We start from the raw sequence: 16,323 nt of genomic DNA on the forward strand, positions 1-16,323 counted from the left end.
AAAAAAGATCGCTACTTTTAAGGCGATCTTTTTTGTTTTAGGCGAGAAGGGAATTGGAAAACTATGGCACAGCAAGAAGCACAAACCAATAACTCAGGCTTTGTTTCCAACGAGCCACTGCGGGTAGGTATTGTTGTCGGAGAACTCTCTGGCGATACCCTTGGCGAAGGTTTTATTAAAGCGATTAAAGCTCAATATCCGAATGCAGAATTTGTTGGTATTGGCGGGCCAAAAATGAAAGCGCTAGGCTGTGAATCTTTGTTTGAGATGGAAGAGCTTGCCGTGATGGGCTTAGTTGAAGTACTTGGTCGCTTGCCTCGTCTGCTAAAAGTAAAAGCAGAGCTGGTTAAATATTTCATTCAGAACCCACCAGATGTGTTCGTAGGCATAGATGCCCCTGATTTTAATTTGAGATTAGAGCTAGACCTTAAGAACGCAGGTATAAAAACGGTTCATTACGTTAGCCCTTCAGTATGGGCATGGCGTCCAAAACGTATTTTTAAGATCGATAAAGCAACCGACCTAGTACTGGCGTTCCTACCATTTGAAAAAGCGTTCTACGATAAATATAACGTTGCCTGTGAGTTTGTGGGCCATACACTGGCAGATGCCATTCCACTCGAGCCAAATCAAGCGGAAGCACGAGAGCTGCTTGGCCTAGAGCAAGACAAGCAGTGGTTAGCGGTTCTACCGGGCAGTCGTGGTGGCGAAATGAAGCTTATCGCGCAACCGTTCATTGAAACCTGTAAACGTATCAAACAAAAGTACCCAGACATCGGTTTCGTGGTGGCAGCTGTTAATGAAACTCGCAAGCAACAGTTTACTGAGATTTGGAAGGCGACAGCACCAGAGTTAGATTTTGTCATTGTGCAGGATACAGCTCGTAACGTGATCACTGCAGCGGACTCTGTACTATTGGCATCTGGCACGGTCGCTCTTGAGTGCATGCTGCTTAAGCGTCCAATGGTTGTAGGCTACAAAGTGAATAAATTGACTGGCTACATTGTGAAGAAGCTGGCTATCACCGAGTTTGTGTCACTGCCGAATATTCTGGCGGGGGAAGAGATCGTGAAAGAGCATATTCTTGAAGAGTGCCACCCGGACTTCTTGTTCCCATCTGTCGACAAAATGCTATCTGCAGATAACAGTGCGCTGCTTGAACGCTTTACTGAAATGCATCACTGGATCCGTAAAGATGCTGACAAACAAGCCGCCAACGCGGTGCTGAAATTGATCGGTCGAGAGTTTGTTGAATCATAACGTGCTAGTTTCAAAGGCACGAGCTTAAAAGTTACAAAGAGAATTGTCATGGCAGTAAAAGAGAAAAAAGAGCTTCCACCTTTCGAATACCCTCAAGGCTACCAGCTATTTGCTGGCGTCGATGAAGTAGGGCGTGGGCCATTGGTTGGCGATGTAGTGACAGCTGCAGTTATCCTAGACCCGAATAATCCCATTGAAGGCTTGAACGACTCAAAGAAACTGTCTGAGAAAAAGCGCCTTGCTCTGCTTCCTGAAATCAAAGAGAAAGCACTGGCGTGGTCTGTTGGTCGTTGTTCCCCACAAGAAATTGATGAGTTGAACATCCTGCAAGCGACTATGGTTGCGATGCAGCGAGCGATTGCAGGTTTGAGCGTTCAGCCTGATATGGCTTTGATTGATGGCAACCGTGTACCTGAATTGCCAATGGCCGGTATTGCAGTGGTTAAAGGTGACTTGCGCGTCGCTGAAATTAGTGCAGCATCTATTATCGCTAAAGTAGTTCGTGACCAAGAGATGGAAGAGCTTGATAAGCTTCATCCGGAGTTTGGTTTTGCTAAACACAAAGGTTACCCGACTAAGGCGCATTTCGAGGCAATTGAAAAGCACGGTGTTACCGAGCACTACCGTAAGAGCTTTAAGCCAGTAAAACGTATTTTAGGCATTGATTAAGTGCTACACAGATAAGCGTTCATCTTCGAATAAATTTGCTTACTTGCTGCAGAAAAAAATAGAATACACTCAGTTGTAATCCTAGGCCCTAGCCTAGAACTCAGGAAAAATAATGTCAGATCCAAAATTTGTTCACCTACGCGTACACAGTGACTTTTCTATGGTGGATGGCCTGTCTAAGGTGCCACCATTAGTTAAGAAAGTCGCTGAAATGGGTATGCCCGCCCTAGCACTTACCGATTTCACTAACCTGTGTGGTTTGGTGAAATTTTACGGTACTGCCCATGGGTGTGGGGTTAAGCCAATTATTGGTGCTGATTTCCTCATGCAATCTCCAGAATTTGGAGATGAACTGACGAAACTGACGGTGTTGGCGTCTGATAACAAAGGTTATAACAACCTTACCTTGCTGATTTCAAAAGCTTACTTGCGTGGTCACGTGCAACATCAGCCGGTGATCGACAAAGAGTGGTTAATCGAAAACGCTGAAGGATTGATCATCTTATCCGGCGCTAAAGAAGGTGAGATCGGTAAGGCATTGCTGAAAGGTAACCGTGATCTCGTCGCGAGCAGTGTCGAGTTTTACAAGACTCACTTCCCCGATCGCTTTTATTTAGAGTTGATTCGTACAGGGCGTGCCGATGAAGAGTCTTATCTGCACTTTGCACTAGAACTTGCTGAGCAACAAGACTTACCGGTTGTAGCAACCAACGAAGTGGTGTTCTTAACTGAAGACTTGTTTGATGCCCATGAAATCCGTGTAGCGATCCATGATGGTTACACCATGGTCGATCCGCGTCGTCCAAAAAACTACAGCGCGCAACAGTATCTTCGTAGCGAAGAAGAGATGTGTGAACTGTTCTCCGATATCCCAGAAGCGCTTGAAAACAGCGTTGAGATTGCTAAGCGTTGTAACGTCACTGTTCGTCTTGGTGAGTACTTCCTCCCGAACTTCCCAACCGAAGGTTTAGCGATTGAAGACTTCTTGATTAAAAAATCAGAAGAAGGCCTTGAGCGTCGTTTAGCATTCCTTTTTCCTGATGAAAAAGAGCGAGCGGAGCGCCGCCCAGAATATGACGAGCGCCTAAAGGTTGAACTGGAAGTTGTTAACAACATGGGTTTCCCCGGCTACTTCTTGATCGTAATGGAGTTCATCCAGTGGTCTAAAGATAACGATGTGCCAGTAGGCCCAGGTCGTGGTTCGGGTGCTGGTTCATTGGTGGCGTACGCGTTGGATATCACCGATCTTGATCCACTTGAATACGATCTACTGTTCGAACGCTTCTTGAACCCAGAACGTGTCTCGATGCCCGATTTTGATATCGACTTCTGTATGGATAAGCGTGACCAAGTAATTGATCACGTTGCCGAAATGTATGGTCGTGATGCGGTATCTCAGATCATCACCTTTGGTACCATGGCAGCAAAAGCGGTAATTCGTGACGTAGGCCGTGTACTTGGCCACCCATTTGGCTTCGTGGACCGTATTTCTAAGCTTGTACCGCCAGATCCGGGGATGACACTAGAGAAAGCCTTCCTTGCTGAACCTGCATTACCAGAGCTTTACGATGGCGATGAGGAAGTTCGTGAACTGATCGATAAGTGTCGTATCCTTGAAGGTTGTACGCGAAACGCCGGTAAACACGCAGGTGGTGTTGTAATCTCACCAACTACGATCACGGACTTCGCACCTATCTATGCCGATGCTGAAGGTAATTTCCCAGTAACGCAATTCGATAAGAATGACGTTGAAACCGCTGGTTTGGTTAAGTTTGACTTCTTGGGTCTACGTACTCTGACCATCATCGATTGGGCGTTGGGCCTAGTGAACCCACGTTTAAAGAAGGAAGGCAAAGAGCCGGTTCGTATTGAATCGATCCCTCTGGATGACCAAGCGTCGTTCAACCTATTACAAAACTCTGAAACCACTGCGGTATTCCAGCTGGAATCACGTGGTATGAAAGACCTAATCAAACGTCTTCAGCCTGACTGTTTTGAAGATATCATCGCATTGGTAGCCTTGTTCCGTCCTGGCCCGCTGCAATCAGGCATGGTTGATAACTTTATCGACCGTAAGCACGGTCGAGAAGCGGTCTCTTACCCAGATGAAACATGGCAACATGAATCGCTAAAAGATACGCTAGAGCCGACTTACGGCATCATCCTGTACCAAGAACAGGTAATGCAGATCGCACAGATCCTAGCGGGTTACACGCTGGGTGGCGCGGATATGCTGCGTCGTGCGATGGGTAAGAAAAAGCCAGAAGAGATGGCTAAACAGCGTGGTACCTTCAAAGAAGGTGCGGAAGCCAACGGTGTTGATGGCGAACTTGCCATGAAGATCTTTGACTTGGTAGAAAAGTTTGCGGGTTACGGTTTTAACAAATCGCACTCAGCCGCTTACGCTCTGGTTTCTTACCAAACACTTTGGCTGAAAACACACTACCCAGCAGAGTTTATGGCCGCGGTAATGACGGCGGATATGGATAACACCGAGAAGGTTATCGGCCTTGTTGATGAATGTTTCCGCATGAAGCTAAAACTGCTGCCACCTGATATTAACTCGGGCCTCTACCGATTCAATGTTGATGACGATGGTGCGATTGTTTATGGCATCGGTGCGATCAAAGGGGTAGGTGAAGGACCGATTGAAGCGATCATTGAGGCGCGAAACAAGGGCGGTTACTTTAAAGATTTATTCGATTTCTGTGCGCGTATTGATTTAAAGAAAGTTAACAAGCGTGTTATCGAAAAGTTGATTCTATCGGGTGCGTTAGATAGATTAGGCCCTCATCGTGCAGCGATGATGGCTTCATTGGCTGATGCGGTTAAAGCGGCAAGCCAATATCACCATGCCGAGTCCTTTGGGCAATCGGATATGTTTGGTGTATTGACGGATGCACCGGAAGAAGTGGAGCACAAGTACACCCAAGTACCGAGATGGCCTGAAAAGGTTTGGCTCGAAGGTGAACGTGAAACGCTAGGTTTATACCTGACGGGCCACCCGGTTAACGCGTACATCAAAGAGTTAGCGAAATACACTAGCTGCCGTTTGAAAGACGCGACGCCAACACGCCGTGATCAATCATTAACGATTGCCGGCCTGGTGATTGCGGCACGGGTGATGACTACCAAGCGCGGTACTCGAATTGGTTTGATGACCATTGACGATCGATCTGGGCGTATGGAAGTGATGTTGTTCTCAGATGCGCTCGATCGTTACGCAGAATTGCTCGAAAAAGACAAAATTGTGGTCGTTTCTGGACAGGTCAGCTTTGATGACTTCAACGGTGGGCTTAAAATGTCCGCGCGCGAGGTCATGGACTTAGGAAGCGCCCGTGAAAAATATGCTCGTGGGGTATCGATATCTATCGATGAATCCCAAATTAATGGTCAATTTTTTGAACGATTTAGTCAAATCTTAGAACCTTATAGAGCCGGAACGGTCCCAGTCAATGTATACTACCAGCGTGCCGACGCTAGAGCGCGGTTAACATTGGGCACAGAATGGCGCGTGACGCCAAGTGATACATTACTAGACGAATTAAAACAGCTGCTTGGAAATAGCCAAGTAGAACTCGAATTTAACTAAAATTTAGCTTCGCAAATGCGGAGCTGAATCAACAAGGATTCATAGATGAGCCTGAACTTTCTAGAATTTGAAAAGCCTATCGCTGAACTTGAAGCAAAAATCGAAGCGCTACGTGACGTTTCGCGTCACGGTGGTGACACAGCGGTAGATCTAGACAAAGAAATCGAACAACTAGAGAAAAAAAGCTTAGAGCTTAAACAGAAAATCTTTAGCGACTTAGGTGCATGGCAGGTTGCTCAACTTGCTCGTCACCCACAACGTCCTTACACAAAAGATTACCTGGAGCATGCATTCACAGAATTTGAAGAGATGGCGGGCGATCGCGCTTACGCTGATGACAAAGCAATTGTGGGTGGTATGGCTCGTCTAAATGGCCGTCCTGTTATGGTTATTGGTCACCAGAAAGGTCGCGAAACTAAAGAGAAAGTGATTCGTAACTTTGGTATGCCAAAGCCAGAGGGTTACCGTAAGGCACTTCGCCTAATGGAAACCGCTGAGCGTTTCAACATGCCTATCATTACTTTCATCGATACGGCTGGTGCATACCCAGGTGTAGGCGCTGAAGAACGTGGCCAATCTGAAGCTATCGCTAAAAACCTTAAGGTTATGGCAGGTCTTTCTGTTCCTGTTATCTGTAACGTTGTGGGTGAAGGCGGTTCTGGTGGTGCACTAGCGATTGGTGTTGGTGACTACGTGAACATGCTTCAGTACTCTACGTACTCAGTAATCTCTCCAGAAGGTTGTGCTTCAATCCTATGGCGCGATTCAGATAAAGCACCACAAGCTGCTGAAGCGATGGGCCTAATTGCTCCTCGTCTTAAAGAGCTTGAGCTTATCGATGAGATTATCCCTGAGCCGCTAGGTGGCGCACACCGTGATCCAGTGCAAACCGCTCAGAACATGAAAGACATGCTAGTGAAACAGCTAGAAGAGCTAGAGCAGTTTGATAACGAAACGCTTCTTGAGCGTCGTTACCAGCGTCTAATGAGCTACGGTTACTGCTGATAAGCTGCCTTATTCGAAGGCGGACTTTATGTAACAAGATGATGAAAGGGTTGGACTCAGTGCCAACCCTTTTTTATTATTTAAATATTATCTTTCAAACACCTTCTTGGTTCATTAAGCCTCATGACTCACTTAATCGAAACGTTTACCTCTGTATTTGACCAAAGCGCAATCAAGCCTCACCGGCTGGTGGTTGCCTTTAGTGGTGGGGTTGATTCACGTGTGTTGTTGGAGTTGGCTGCGCAATACACCAAAACTCATGAAATCGATTGTCTGGCGATCCATGTTCATCATGGCTTAAGTGAGAATGCCGATCATTGGGCAGAGCAATGCCAAGCGTGGTGCGATGCTTTGTCTATTCCATTAGCTATTGAGCGAGTAACGTTGGATGTTAACAATGGTGAAAGCATAGAAAAGCTCGCCCGAGATGCACGTTACCAAGCTTTTGAAAAACATATCAGGCAAGGGGATGTACTTGTTACTGGTCAACACATCGATGATCAGGTTGAGACTTTCCTGTTAGCGTTAAAGCGTGGCAGTGGTCCGAAAGGGCTGTCTTCCATGGCGAAAGTGATGCCATTTTCAGGTTCTTATATTGTTCGCCCTATGTTATCGGTGACTCGGACGGAGATTGAAGCATCTGCTCACGATTTGGGGTTAACTTGGGTTGAAGATGAAAGTAATCAGGACGTGCGTTTCGACCGTAACTTTATTCGCCACCAAGTGACTCCGGTGCTAACTGAGCGTTGGTCTAGTTTTCGAGAATCGGTCAGTCGCAGCGCCCAGCTCTGTGCCGAGCAAGAGATGTTGCTCGATGAGTTGTTAGCTTCTCACTTACAGCAAGCCCTCGGTGGTGACCATAGCTTGAGCATTGAGGTTTTATCTGAGCAATCGGCTTTACTAAGAGCGCGCTTGTTGAGAATGTGGTTAGGTTATTGCCAGCAAGCGATGCCGAGCCAAAAGCAACTTCAGCTTATCTGGGATGAAGTGGCGTGTGCTCAGGCGGATGCCAACCCTAAATTGGTGTTAAACGGTGTTGAAGTGAGGCGTTTTAACCATAAGCTTTACTTGGTACAAGAGTCTAAAGACGTATCGCTCTGGCAAGGTGATATTACTATTGGTGAACCCTTGGCTTTGCCTGATGGTTTAGGAGAAATCAGCTTAACTGCGGGCAGCTCTGAGTGTAAACCTAACAGCTACTCGCAAGCATTTAACTTACCGAACAATAACGCGACATTACGGGTGATTTTTAATCCTGAAGGGTTGTCAGCTCACCCTGTTGGGCGAGGGCATAGCAGAAAGCTAAAGAAACTCTTTCAAGAGTACCAAGTACCTAGCTGGTTACGACGCAGAACGCCAATATTAATGGATGGCGAGCGAGTGATCGCTGTTTTAGGCTTATTCGTAGATAAAAACTACGAAGGTCAAGATTGTGAAGCGCTTTGGAGCAACTAGAAAAAGTTTGTGTCACAATTCACCGTCACTTTAATAAAAATAATTAATGGAATATGCAATGAAGAAAATTACACTAGGATTAGTTCTTGGACTTGGACTATTGAGTGGTAACGCTCTGGCAGGTGATGTTGCTGCAGGACAAGCAAAAGCAGCAATCTGTGCAGCATGTCATGGCGCTGATGGTATCGCAGTGATCCCGGGTTACCCAAACCTTAAAGGTCAAAACGAGCAATACATTGCTTCGTCAATTAACGCATATAAGAACGGCCAGCGCACCGGCGGTCTGGCTGCTGTAATGCAGGCTCAAGCTTCAATGCTGAATGATGAAGATATTGCTAATCTAGCTGCTTACTACGCAAGCCTTAAGTAAAACCCTCTTAAAGCGCTGATTAAACAAGATGATAAATTTCGAGCCAGAGCCTCAAAGCTCTGGCTTTTTTCATTGAATGTTTACTATAGCTATCCGATAATGAGCCATTCGCACAGTTTAAGGGATGAACATGAAAAAGATTGAAGCCATTATCAAGCCATTCAAACTTGATGATGTACGTGAAGCGCTTGCAGAAGTAGGCATTACGGGTATGACAGTATCTGAAGTTAAAGGTTTCGGACGCCAAAAAGGTCATACTGAGCTATACCGCGGCGCAGAATACATGGTCGACTTTTTGCCTAAAGTTAAGTTAGAGATTGTTGTTACTGACGACGTCGCTGACCAGTGCGTTGATACCATTATTGAGACGGCTCAAACTGGTAAAATTGGCGATGGTAAGATCTTCATTACTGACGTTGAACGTGTGGTACGTATTCGTACTGGCGAAGAAGACGAAGACGCCGTATAAAAAAACTATTACCCTAAAAGGAGCGTTTATCGCTCCTTTTTCATTTCTGGTAGGGTGTTGTATGTTCAAGAAAACCATCATAGTTATCACGCTGTTGATAACACTTGCCGTTGTAAGTTTTCACTTTATTTTTGTTATCCCGAATAAACCAAATCTAATCACGTCTTCTCCAAATACCAGCAATGACATCTACAGTTGCTACCAAAACTCTGAACCTAAAGCGCTGGATGTGTCTGACGGCTTAAGTCTCACCGTGTGGAATATTTATAAGCAAAACCGTAGTCACTGGCAGACGGAACTCAATAAGCTGACAGCGGGAAGCGATTTAGTACTGCTACAAGAAGCGAGCATGACGGATGGACTTCGTCAGTGGGTAACGAGTGGTCAATGGGGAAGTACTCGAGTAAATGCGTTTGAGGCATTTGAAAAAAGTGCTGGTGTGCTCAACCTCGCGACTCATTTGCCTATCGAGGCTTGTGCTTATACTCATGAAGAGCCTTGGCTGCAGTTGCCTAAGTCTGCTCTGTGGTCCCGTTACAAGTTGAGTAATGGTGAAGAGTTGGCGGTGATCAACATCCACGCCGTAAACTTTACCTTTGGTACGGAAGATTATGAAGCTCAGCTTAAGAGTTTGACTAACAACCTACAAAAGTACCGTGGACCAGTTATTTTTGCTGGTGACTTTAACAGCTGGAGTGAGGCTCGCTTTACCGTATTAAAAGAAGCATTGGAAAAGGTAGGTTTGGCTGAGGTCGCTTTTAACCCTGATAATCGCACTCAGTTCATTACGGGGCTAGTGCTAGACCATGTGTTTTATCGTGGGCTAGAGGTAGAAAAAGCAAAAGCGCCCATAACGGACGCTTCTGATCATAATCCAATGTTAGTCACCTTTAAGGCTAAATAGCGTAAAGATAAGACTCAGTAACGGTTATCTACGAAACTAAAATGTAGATAGCCCAGATTAGGTAATAGCCAATCCACGGCAAGCCTGAAATTACCAGAGCTTGTCCACGCTCAAACTCTGTCCACGTTAATACAGCAGCGTAACCAAGTACGATGTACCAAGGCAGTAGCAGTGGTAAAGAGCTAGCAAATTGTGACCAATCACTAGTAAGCGGTAACTTGATTAAGCCGTTTAGGCTGTTTAAGTCAGCAGCGTAGTTCATCACATGACCGTGCTTTAGGATTAGGCTTGCGTAGCTCGCAATATCACCTAAAACTGCTGGGAAGATGATAACCGATGCCGCTGCAAACCATCGCCAAAAGCTATGCTGATGTTGACTAGGTTTGGTTGCAAGGTTAAACCAAAATGCCAACAGAACGATAGTGAGCGTGCGGCTAAACACATCGCTGATGATTTCACTGGCGAGTAGGGTATTACTATCAAGTAACGCCAACTGGTCTGGGTTTGTTTGAGCTAATTGTTTAGATAGCTCTGCACTTAACCAAGCAAAATCTACGTTCGAAAAATAAGCACCCCAAAATAAAAATGGGCTGAGCATTAATACGACGTAGGGTTGCCATCCCCAAGCACTTCGCTGATAAAGCGCTAAGAAACAAGCTGTTGGTGAACGGAATATATCCAACAGCATGACGAGTGGGTTACTTGACGGGTTCATACACTTACCTTAGTTACATCAACATACAGCTTCAGTTTTTGTCCTGGCTGTAAGTATTTCTTGTTCTGCAAAGTGTTCCATTTTACAACATCTGAACTTTTTACCTTGAACTTTGATGCAATACCGCTGACTGTGTCACCTGATCTTACGCTATAGAAGATAGTACGGATGATGGCACCGTCAGAACCGTTCTTCCAAATGACCAACTCTTGACCAACTCGTAACGTGTCGCGTGGGCCCATACCGTTCCACTTCGCTAGTGACTGGTGAGATACCTTATTGGCACGCGCAATGGTCCATAAGCTGTCACCACTTTTTACTTTGTGGGTTAGCTTATATTGACCGCGACTCTTTGACTGTGTGCTTGCTAGGCGGTTAGAAGCGCTGAGTGCGTAAGTCTTATCATCTTTAGTCGAAGTAGGGATCAGTAGGTGTTGACCAATACGAATATTGTTGTTGGTTAAACCGTTCGCTGAGCGAATCACTTTGCTGGTGGTGTTGTATTTGTTTGCCAGTACGCTGATGCTGTCGCCTGATTGAACCTTGTAACGTACTAGCTTCATGCCTTTGCCTTTGTTGGCCGTGACTTCTTTGTTGAATTTTTCAACTGAGTCTAGGGGAAGCAGTAATTGTTGGTGTTTTTCTGGTGCCGTTGCCCACTGGTTATAGGCAGGGTTATAGCCTTGCAGTTCTTTTACTGGAATGCCTGCGTAGTTAGCTGCGATTGCTAAATCCAGTTGCTCTCCTGGATTTACTAGAGTCAGTACTGGCTTGTTTGGAATTGCTGGGATATCAATACCGTACTTCTCTTGGTTGGCAATCACGTCTGCCAATGCGAGCAGTTTAGGTACGTAGCTGCTGGTCTCTTTTGGCAGGTCCAGTGAGAAGAAGTCGATTGGTTTGCCAAGCTTCTTGTTCTTACGGATAGCACTGTTTACACGACCACCGCCACTATTGTATGCAGCGATTGCGTGTTGCCAGTTACCATCAAAACGTTTGTTAAGATCGGTTAAGAAGTCTAATGCCGCATCGGTAGAGGCAGCAACGTCACGGCGACCATCGTACCAAAAGTTCTGCTCTAGTCCGTAGGCTTCGCCAGTGCCAGAAATGAACTGCCATAGGCCAGCAGCGCTGCCGTGAGAATAAGCGAATGCATCAAACGAGCTTTCAACAACCGGCAACAGTGCCAGTTCTAAAGGCAGGTCTCTTTCTTCAATTTTGGTGGTGATCAAGTAGAGGAAAGGTTCTGCTCGCTTGGAGACGGTTTTTAGATGACTAGGGTGTTTTAGATACCATGTTCGGTAGTAGTCGACCTTCTTTTGGTCTGGTACTTCCATTTCAAGTTGCATCGCAATGCGTTTCCAAACATCTTCTTGTGTTTGTGGAGTAACGACAGGTGCTTCAACTTTTGGTTCTTCTTTGGTCGCTTCAGGTGAAACGTTCGCTTGAGAAACTTTTGTAGGAGATGTGTTGGTTTGCTCGGAAGCTTGGTCTGGATTCTCTGACTGAGTTAATTGGCAACCAGATAGTAGTAATACCAAAGCCCAGCTGTACTTAACTCGCATGTTACAGCCTTTTTAATAAACGGCCGATGATAATACTTGCCACTCCCTATAAGTGACAAGTCTGTATTTGTTAAAATTCGTTCTTCCACGCACGTAAAGCGGTAAATACCGACAAAGGATCGGTCTGTTCAGTGCGATTAGATACTGATTTCACTACACTTGGTTCGGTGTAACGCAAGAAAGGGTTCACAAACTTCTCTTGTCTCAAATTTGTGGGGATGGTCGACTTATTTTGTGCGCGAAGTCGGTTCACTTGGTCGCGATATTGCTGCAAATGTTGGTTATCTGGCTCAACTGCAAGCGCGAAAGCGATATTGGCTGCTGTGTACTCATGTGCACAATAGACCTCGGTTTCTTGAGGAAGCGCCGTAATCTTATTTAACGCATCAAACATCTGTTGCGGAGTGCCTTCCATGATACGACCACAGCCCGCAGAGAACAGTACATCGCCACAAAATAGCTTTGCATCACCAACGTAACCGATATGGCCCGCCGTGTGCCCACTAAGCCCAAGCACTAAGAATACTTCGCCGAATAGCTCCAGTTGGTCTCCATCATCCACTGGGTGTGTCAATGTTGGGATAGGCTCATTCTTAGGGCCTACAACATCAACACCTGGAAATTGTCTAACTAACTCTGGAACGCCACCAATGTGATCGTGGTGGTGGTGCGTAATCAAGATTGCATCTAAAGTTAGCTCATGGTGTGCTAAGTACTCTAATACTGGAGCTGCATCGCCGGGGTCGACGACAGCACAACGGCGATCGCTATTTTCAATCAGCCAGATGTAATTGTCGTTAAATGCAGGTATGCTTTTGATATGTAACATTATTGGTTCTCCAGTCACTTTCAGTGCGACAGAATAAGTGAGACAGATTATTGATGAAGCCAGCACGTAGCAGAAAGAAGTTTGAGCGTCCTTACACTTGGGCACAATTGCACAATGGGGACTGGTTGAGAGAATCAATTCAAACTCGACTCGATGAGTGGTGCCCAAAGTTATTTGGTTACCATATGCTCAAGCTCGGCGGTCTCAGCAGTGAGATTTCTAGCTGCACATGCAACATTCAACATCAAGTAAACCTAGATATCCAGAACCCATTACATAATGTGATAGCGGATGGCTATAATTTGCCCTTTTTGGAGAAAAGTTTTGATGTTGTGGTACTGAGTCATCAATTAGATTATAGCAATGACCCACATCGGTTATTAAGAGAAGTCGACCGAGTGATGATGGACGATGGCTACATTATCATCACTGGCTTTAACCCATTCAGTGTCACAGGGCTTGCCAGTTTAATGCCTTGGCGTAAGAACAGTTTACCGTGGAGTGGGCGAATGTATACACCAAGTCGTGTAAAAGACTGGTTGGGCGTTCTGAACTATGAAGTGATTCATTGTGATACTTATGCATTGTTCCCGATGAGTAAGTATCAAGCGATGTGGACCTGGCTTGAAAATGCTTTGGGAGGTTGCGCCTCATTTGCTGGAAGCCAATACTTTATTGTCGCTCGCAAGCGCACCTATCCATTGAAACCGATTAAGCCACACTGGCACCTTAAACGACGCTTCTCTCCGGTCGGTGCAAGCTTTAGAACAGATACTCGCTGTACGTTGCATTCCATTCGTGCGCTGCGCCCGCTAAAAACAGAAAAAGCCGACTCGTAGTCGGTTTTTTGCTATCGGATATCTTTATCCGTTCCCAATATTAGCTTGGCTGATAGCCTGTGTCTTCTTGGGTTGGGTTTTCGGCAGCGGTACGCGCCAGCTCATCACACATTTCATTCTCTCGGTGACCTGCGTGTCCTTTCACCCAACGCCAATCGACAGTGTGACGTGCTGTCTCTTTATCGAGCTTTTGCCAAAGATCGGCATTTTTTACCGGTTTTTTGTCCGCGGTTTTCCAGTCACGCTTTTTCCAGTTATGTATCCACTGAGTGATGCCTTGACGAACGTATTGGCTGTCGGTAGTGAGAATCACAGAACACGGCTCTTTTAGGGTCTGCAGTGCAACAACAGCAGCGAGCATTTCCATGCGGTTGTTGGTCGTTAGGGTGTAGCCTTGCGCGAGCGTCTTCTCAACTTTCTTGTAGCGAAGTACGATGCCGTAGCCGCCAGGCCCTGGATTGCCTAAACAAGAACCATCAGTGAAAATTTCAACTTGTTTCGTCATGATTTGATACTATTACCTCAAGCACATTATCGGCATAGTCTGACACAGTTATCCTTATGAATACCAGTAGCACTCCAGAACAAACCGCGAACGAAAAAAACAGTTCGAATGAAAACAAGCGCATCGTCGTACTCGATACCGAAACAACCGGTATGAATACCGAAGGTGGTCCTCACTACATGGGTCACCGCATCGTTGAGATCGGTGCCGTAGAGATCATCAACCGTAAGTTAACTGGGCGCCACTTCCACGTTTACATCAAGCCAGATCGTGCGATTCAAGAAGAGGCGATTGGCGTTCACGGTATTACTGATGAATTCTTGGTTGATAAGCCGGAATATCAAGACATCCACAAAGAGTTTCTCGACTTCATCAAAGGCGCTGAGCTGGTGGCTCACAACGCGCCCTTCGATACCGGCTTCATGGACTACGAGTTTGAGAAACTGGACCCTACTATCGGTAAGACAGACGATTACTGTAAAGTTACCGATACCCTGGACATGGCGAAAAAGATATTCCCGGGTAAAAGAAACAACCTAGATATCTTATGTGAACGTTATGGCATCGATAACTCGCACCGTACCCTTCACGGCGCTTTGCTCGATGCGGAGATCCTAGCCGACGTCTACTTATTGATGACGGGTGGACAAACGTCACTGCAATTTAATGCTGGTCAGCAAGAAGGCGGCGTAGAAAGTATCCGAAGAGTCGAAAGTGGTCGAAAATCCCTAAAGGTTTTACGAGCAACGGCCGATGAAGTAGAAGCGCATCAAAGTCGTTTAGATCTCGTCGAGAAAAGCGGAAGCTGCCTCTGGCGTCAGTAGGGAGAAAGTATGTTAAGGGTATTGGCCACCGGTTGTTTGCTGCTGTTAAGCTTTGGCTTGCACGCGGCAACAGAATCCGTAATGAGTTTATTGGACAACCGATTCCGAGTTGATCCCAGCATAGAACAAATTACCTTTATAATTTATCGAGCCGATAACTCTAAACCTGTCGTCTTAGTTCGTCCTGATGGCAAGAAATACTACTCTTGGCGTAACGCTGATAATGTCCGTTGGTATGAAGAATCCTCAATGGACATTGTCTCTATTGATAAGCCGATGCCGGGCCCATGGCAAGCGGTAGGTAAGGTCTCTCCTAAGAACAATATCAAGCTACTGTCTCATCTTGTTTTGGATGCGAATGAATTTCCAAACAAGCTGTACCAGACAGAGCGTATTAAATTCACTGCCCGTCTCACCTCTGATGGTAAGCCCTTGGTGCTGCGTGATTTCCTTGATCGTGTGAAGCTCAAAGTGACATTTACTAAGTTTGTCGAAAACGAAGAATCCTTAGTGAGAGAAGCGCGCCCAGTCCCTGTTGTGATGGGTGAGTTTGCTGACGATGGCGTTGATCTTGATGAAAAAGCAGGGGACGGCGTCTTCACTGTATCTTTACCTATCGATATAGAGCCGGGCAAATACCGCGCGCGCATCACTTCCGGCAATGGCGTGTTTTTACGAGCGCAAGAACAAGAAGTTTTGGTTTATCCGACACCTATCACCACCACCTTTATCCAGTCTCGCAAAGATGGCTTACCTCATACTATCGTGGTCTCTGGCGAGCAGGGAATGATAGAGCCGAGTTCGTTAGCGGTGCACGTAGAGCATAAAGCACCAGATGAATACGTGATGTATAAGCAAGGGCAAGCGGATGTCGATGCGATGAAGGTGCCTTTGGAGATCCCTTATAATGGTGAACTTGGGATTTATAACTGGTCTGGAATGGTTTATGCCACCGATGCTTCTAGCCAGCGCCCATTGACGTTCCCTATTTCCGAGCACTCTTACAGTGTGGTTCAAGATATTGATTTAGCGGAATCCCGCCGCCTGCAAGAAGAAGCGTTAGCCGAGCAGAAGCGTATCGCTACTGAGATGATGATACTCAAGAAGCGAGAAGAAGACAGACAACGCAGTATGATTATTATTGGGGTAGGTAACGTGGTTGCTATTCTATTGGGTCTACTGATTTGGTTTGTGGTTCGTAAAGTGACTGCCAAGAAGAGAGCTCAACCAGAGATGCAACTTAAGGCTCCTAAGTAACCATCTGCAGGATTGAGTTATTTTGAGAGAGCTACTCAATCTCGCACTCGGAACATGTGACATGT

At 46.0% G+C, this 16,323-nt stretch carries 15 protein-coding genes; 11 read left to right on the forward strand and 4 right to left on the reverse strand.

Translation table 11 applies throughout. The features are described from left to right. Nucleotides 1–63: 63 nt before the first annotated feature. The 8 genes from lpxB (at nt 64) to F0228_RS08655 (ending at nt 9,724) form a co-directional block, all read left to right on the forward strand. Complete coding sequence (gene lpxB / locus F0228_RS08620) at nt 64–1,260, forward strand: lipid-A-disaccharide synthase (RefSeq protein WP_105057487.1); 1,197 nt, start codon at nt 64–66, stop codon at nt 1,258–1,260. A 48-nt stretch (nt 1,261–1,308) separates the two neighbouring features. Beyond that, nucleotides 1,309–1,929 (forward strand): ribonuclease HII, encoded by a 621-nt coding sequence (rnhB, locus tag F0228_RS08625; protein WP_008224012.1) that lies wholly within the window; start codon nt 1,309–1,311, stop codon nt 1,927–1,929. Between the two features lie 112 nt (nt 1,930–2,041). Further along, nucleotides 2,042–5,521, forward strand: a complete 3,480-nt coding sequence (gene dnaE / locus F0228_RS08630) for a DNA polymerase III subunit alpha (RefSeq protein ID WP_105057486.1) — start codon at nt 2,042–2,044, stop codon at nt 5,519–5,521. A 45-nt stretch (nt 5,522–5,566) separates the two neighbouring features. After that, nucleotides 5,567–6,526 (forward strand): acetyl-CoA carboxylase carboxyl transferase subunit alpha, encoded by a 960-nt coding sequence (accA, locus tag F0228_RS08635; RefSeq protein WP_008224015.1) that lies wholly within the window; start codon nt 5,567–5,569, stop codon nt 6,524–6,526. Between the two features lie 123 nt (nt 6,527–6,649). Next, nucleotides 6,650–7,981 (forward strand): tRNA lysidine(34) synthetase TilS, encoded by a 1,332-nt coding sequence (gene tilS / locus F0228_RS08640; RefSeq protein WP_171731039.1) that lies wholly within the window; start codon nt 6,650–6,652, stop codon nt 7,979–7,981. Nucleotides 7,982–8,039: 58 nt separating this feature from the next. Further along, nucleotides 8,040–8,351, forward strand: a complete 312-nt coding sequence (locus F0228_RS08645) for a cytochrome c (protein ID WP_061032613.1) — start codon at nt 8,040–8,042, stop codon at nt 8,349–8,351. 130 nt (nt 8,352–8,481) lie between these two features. Beyond that, on the forward strand, nt 8,482–8,820 hold the full coding sequence (gene glnB, locus F0228_RS08650; RefSeq protein ID WP_008224020.1) for a nitrogen regulatory protein P-II: 339 nt from the start codon (nt 8,482–8,484) through the stop codon (nt 8,818–8,820). Nucleotides 8,821–8,881: 61 nt separating this feature from the next. Then, complete coding sequence (locus tag F0228_RS08655) at nt 8,882–9,724, forward strand: endonuclease/exonuclease/phosphatase family protein (RefSeq protein ID WP_008224022.1); 843 nt, start codon at nt 8,882–8,884, stop codon at nt 9,722–9,724. A 28-nt stretch (nt 9,725–9,752) separates the two neighbouring features. Here F0228_RS08655 and F0228_RS08660 read toward each other — a convergent pair whose 3' ends face one another. The 3 genes from F0228_RS08660 to gloB form a co-directional block, all read right to left on the reverse strand. Continuing rightward, entirely contained in the window at nt 9,753–10,439 is a 687-nt protein-coding gene (locus F0228_RS08660) for a YIP1 family protein (RefSeq protein ID WP_008224026.1), read from the reverse strand. After that, the gene (locus F0228_RS08665) at nt 10,436–12,004 is read right to left on the reverse strand and encodes a LysM peptidoglycan-binding domain-containing protein (protein WP_105057483.1); all 1,569 of its coding nucleotides are present in this window, start codon (nt 12,002–12,004) and stop codon (nt 10,436–10,438) included. Before F0228_RS08665 ends, F0228_RS08660 begins: the two co-directional genes overlap by 4 nt. Before the next feature lie 70 nt (nt 12,005–12,074). After that, the gene (gene gloB, locus F0228_RS08670) at nt 12,075–12,833 is read right to left on the reverse strand and encodes a hydroxyacylglutathione hydrolase (protein ID WP_061032617.1); all 759 of its coding nucleotides are present in this window, start codon (nt 12,831–12,833) and stop codon (nt 12,075–12,077) included. Nucleotides 12,834–12,886: 53 nt separating this feature from the next. Between gloB and F0228_RS08675 the strand changes: the two genes are divergently transcribed. Continuing rightward, nucleotides 12,887–13,672: a class I SAM-dependent methyltransferase gene (locus F0228_RS08675; protein WP_008222934.1), complete on the forward strand. Its 786-nt coding sequence runs from the start codon at nt 12,887–12,889 to the stop codon at nt 13,670–13,672. Nucleotides 13,673–13,712: 40 nt separating this feature from the next. On the opposite strand, the gene rnhA is transcribed toward F0228_RS08675, so the two are convergent. Then, entirely contained in the window at nt 13,713–14,177 is a 465-nt protein-coding gene (rnhA, locus tag F0228_RS08680; RefSeq protein WP_008222935.1) for a ribonuclease HI, read from the reverse strand. Between the two features lie 56 nt (nt 14,178–14,233). Here rnhA and dnaQ point away from each other — a divergent pair, with 56 nt between their 5' ends. Next, a complete protein-coding gene (gene dnaQ, locus F0228_RS08685; RefSeq protein ID WP_004738617.1) occupies nt 14,234–15,001 on the forward strand; it encodes a DNA polymerase III subunit epsilon in 768 nt (255 codons plus the stop codon). 9 nt (nt 15,002–15,010) lie between these two features. Continuing rightward, nucleotides 15,011–16,258, forward strand: a complete 1,248-nt coding sequence (locus tag F0228_RS08690) for a TIGR03503 family protein (protein WP_171731038.1) — start codon at nt 15,011–15,013, stop codon at nt 16,256–16,258. Nucleotides 16,259–16,323 lie beyond the last annotated feature (65 nt).

This window comes from Vibrio sp. 99K-1 (assembly GCF_013114585.1).
Classification (GTDB): Bacteria; Pseudomonadota; Gammaproteobacteria; order Enterobacterales; family Vibrionaceae; genus Vibrio; species Vibrio chagasii_B.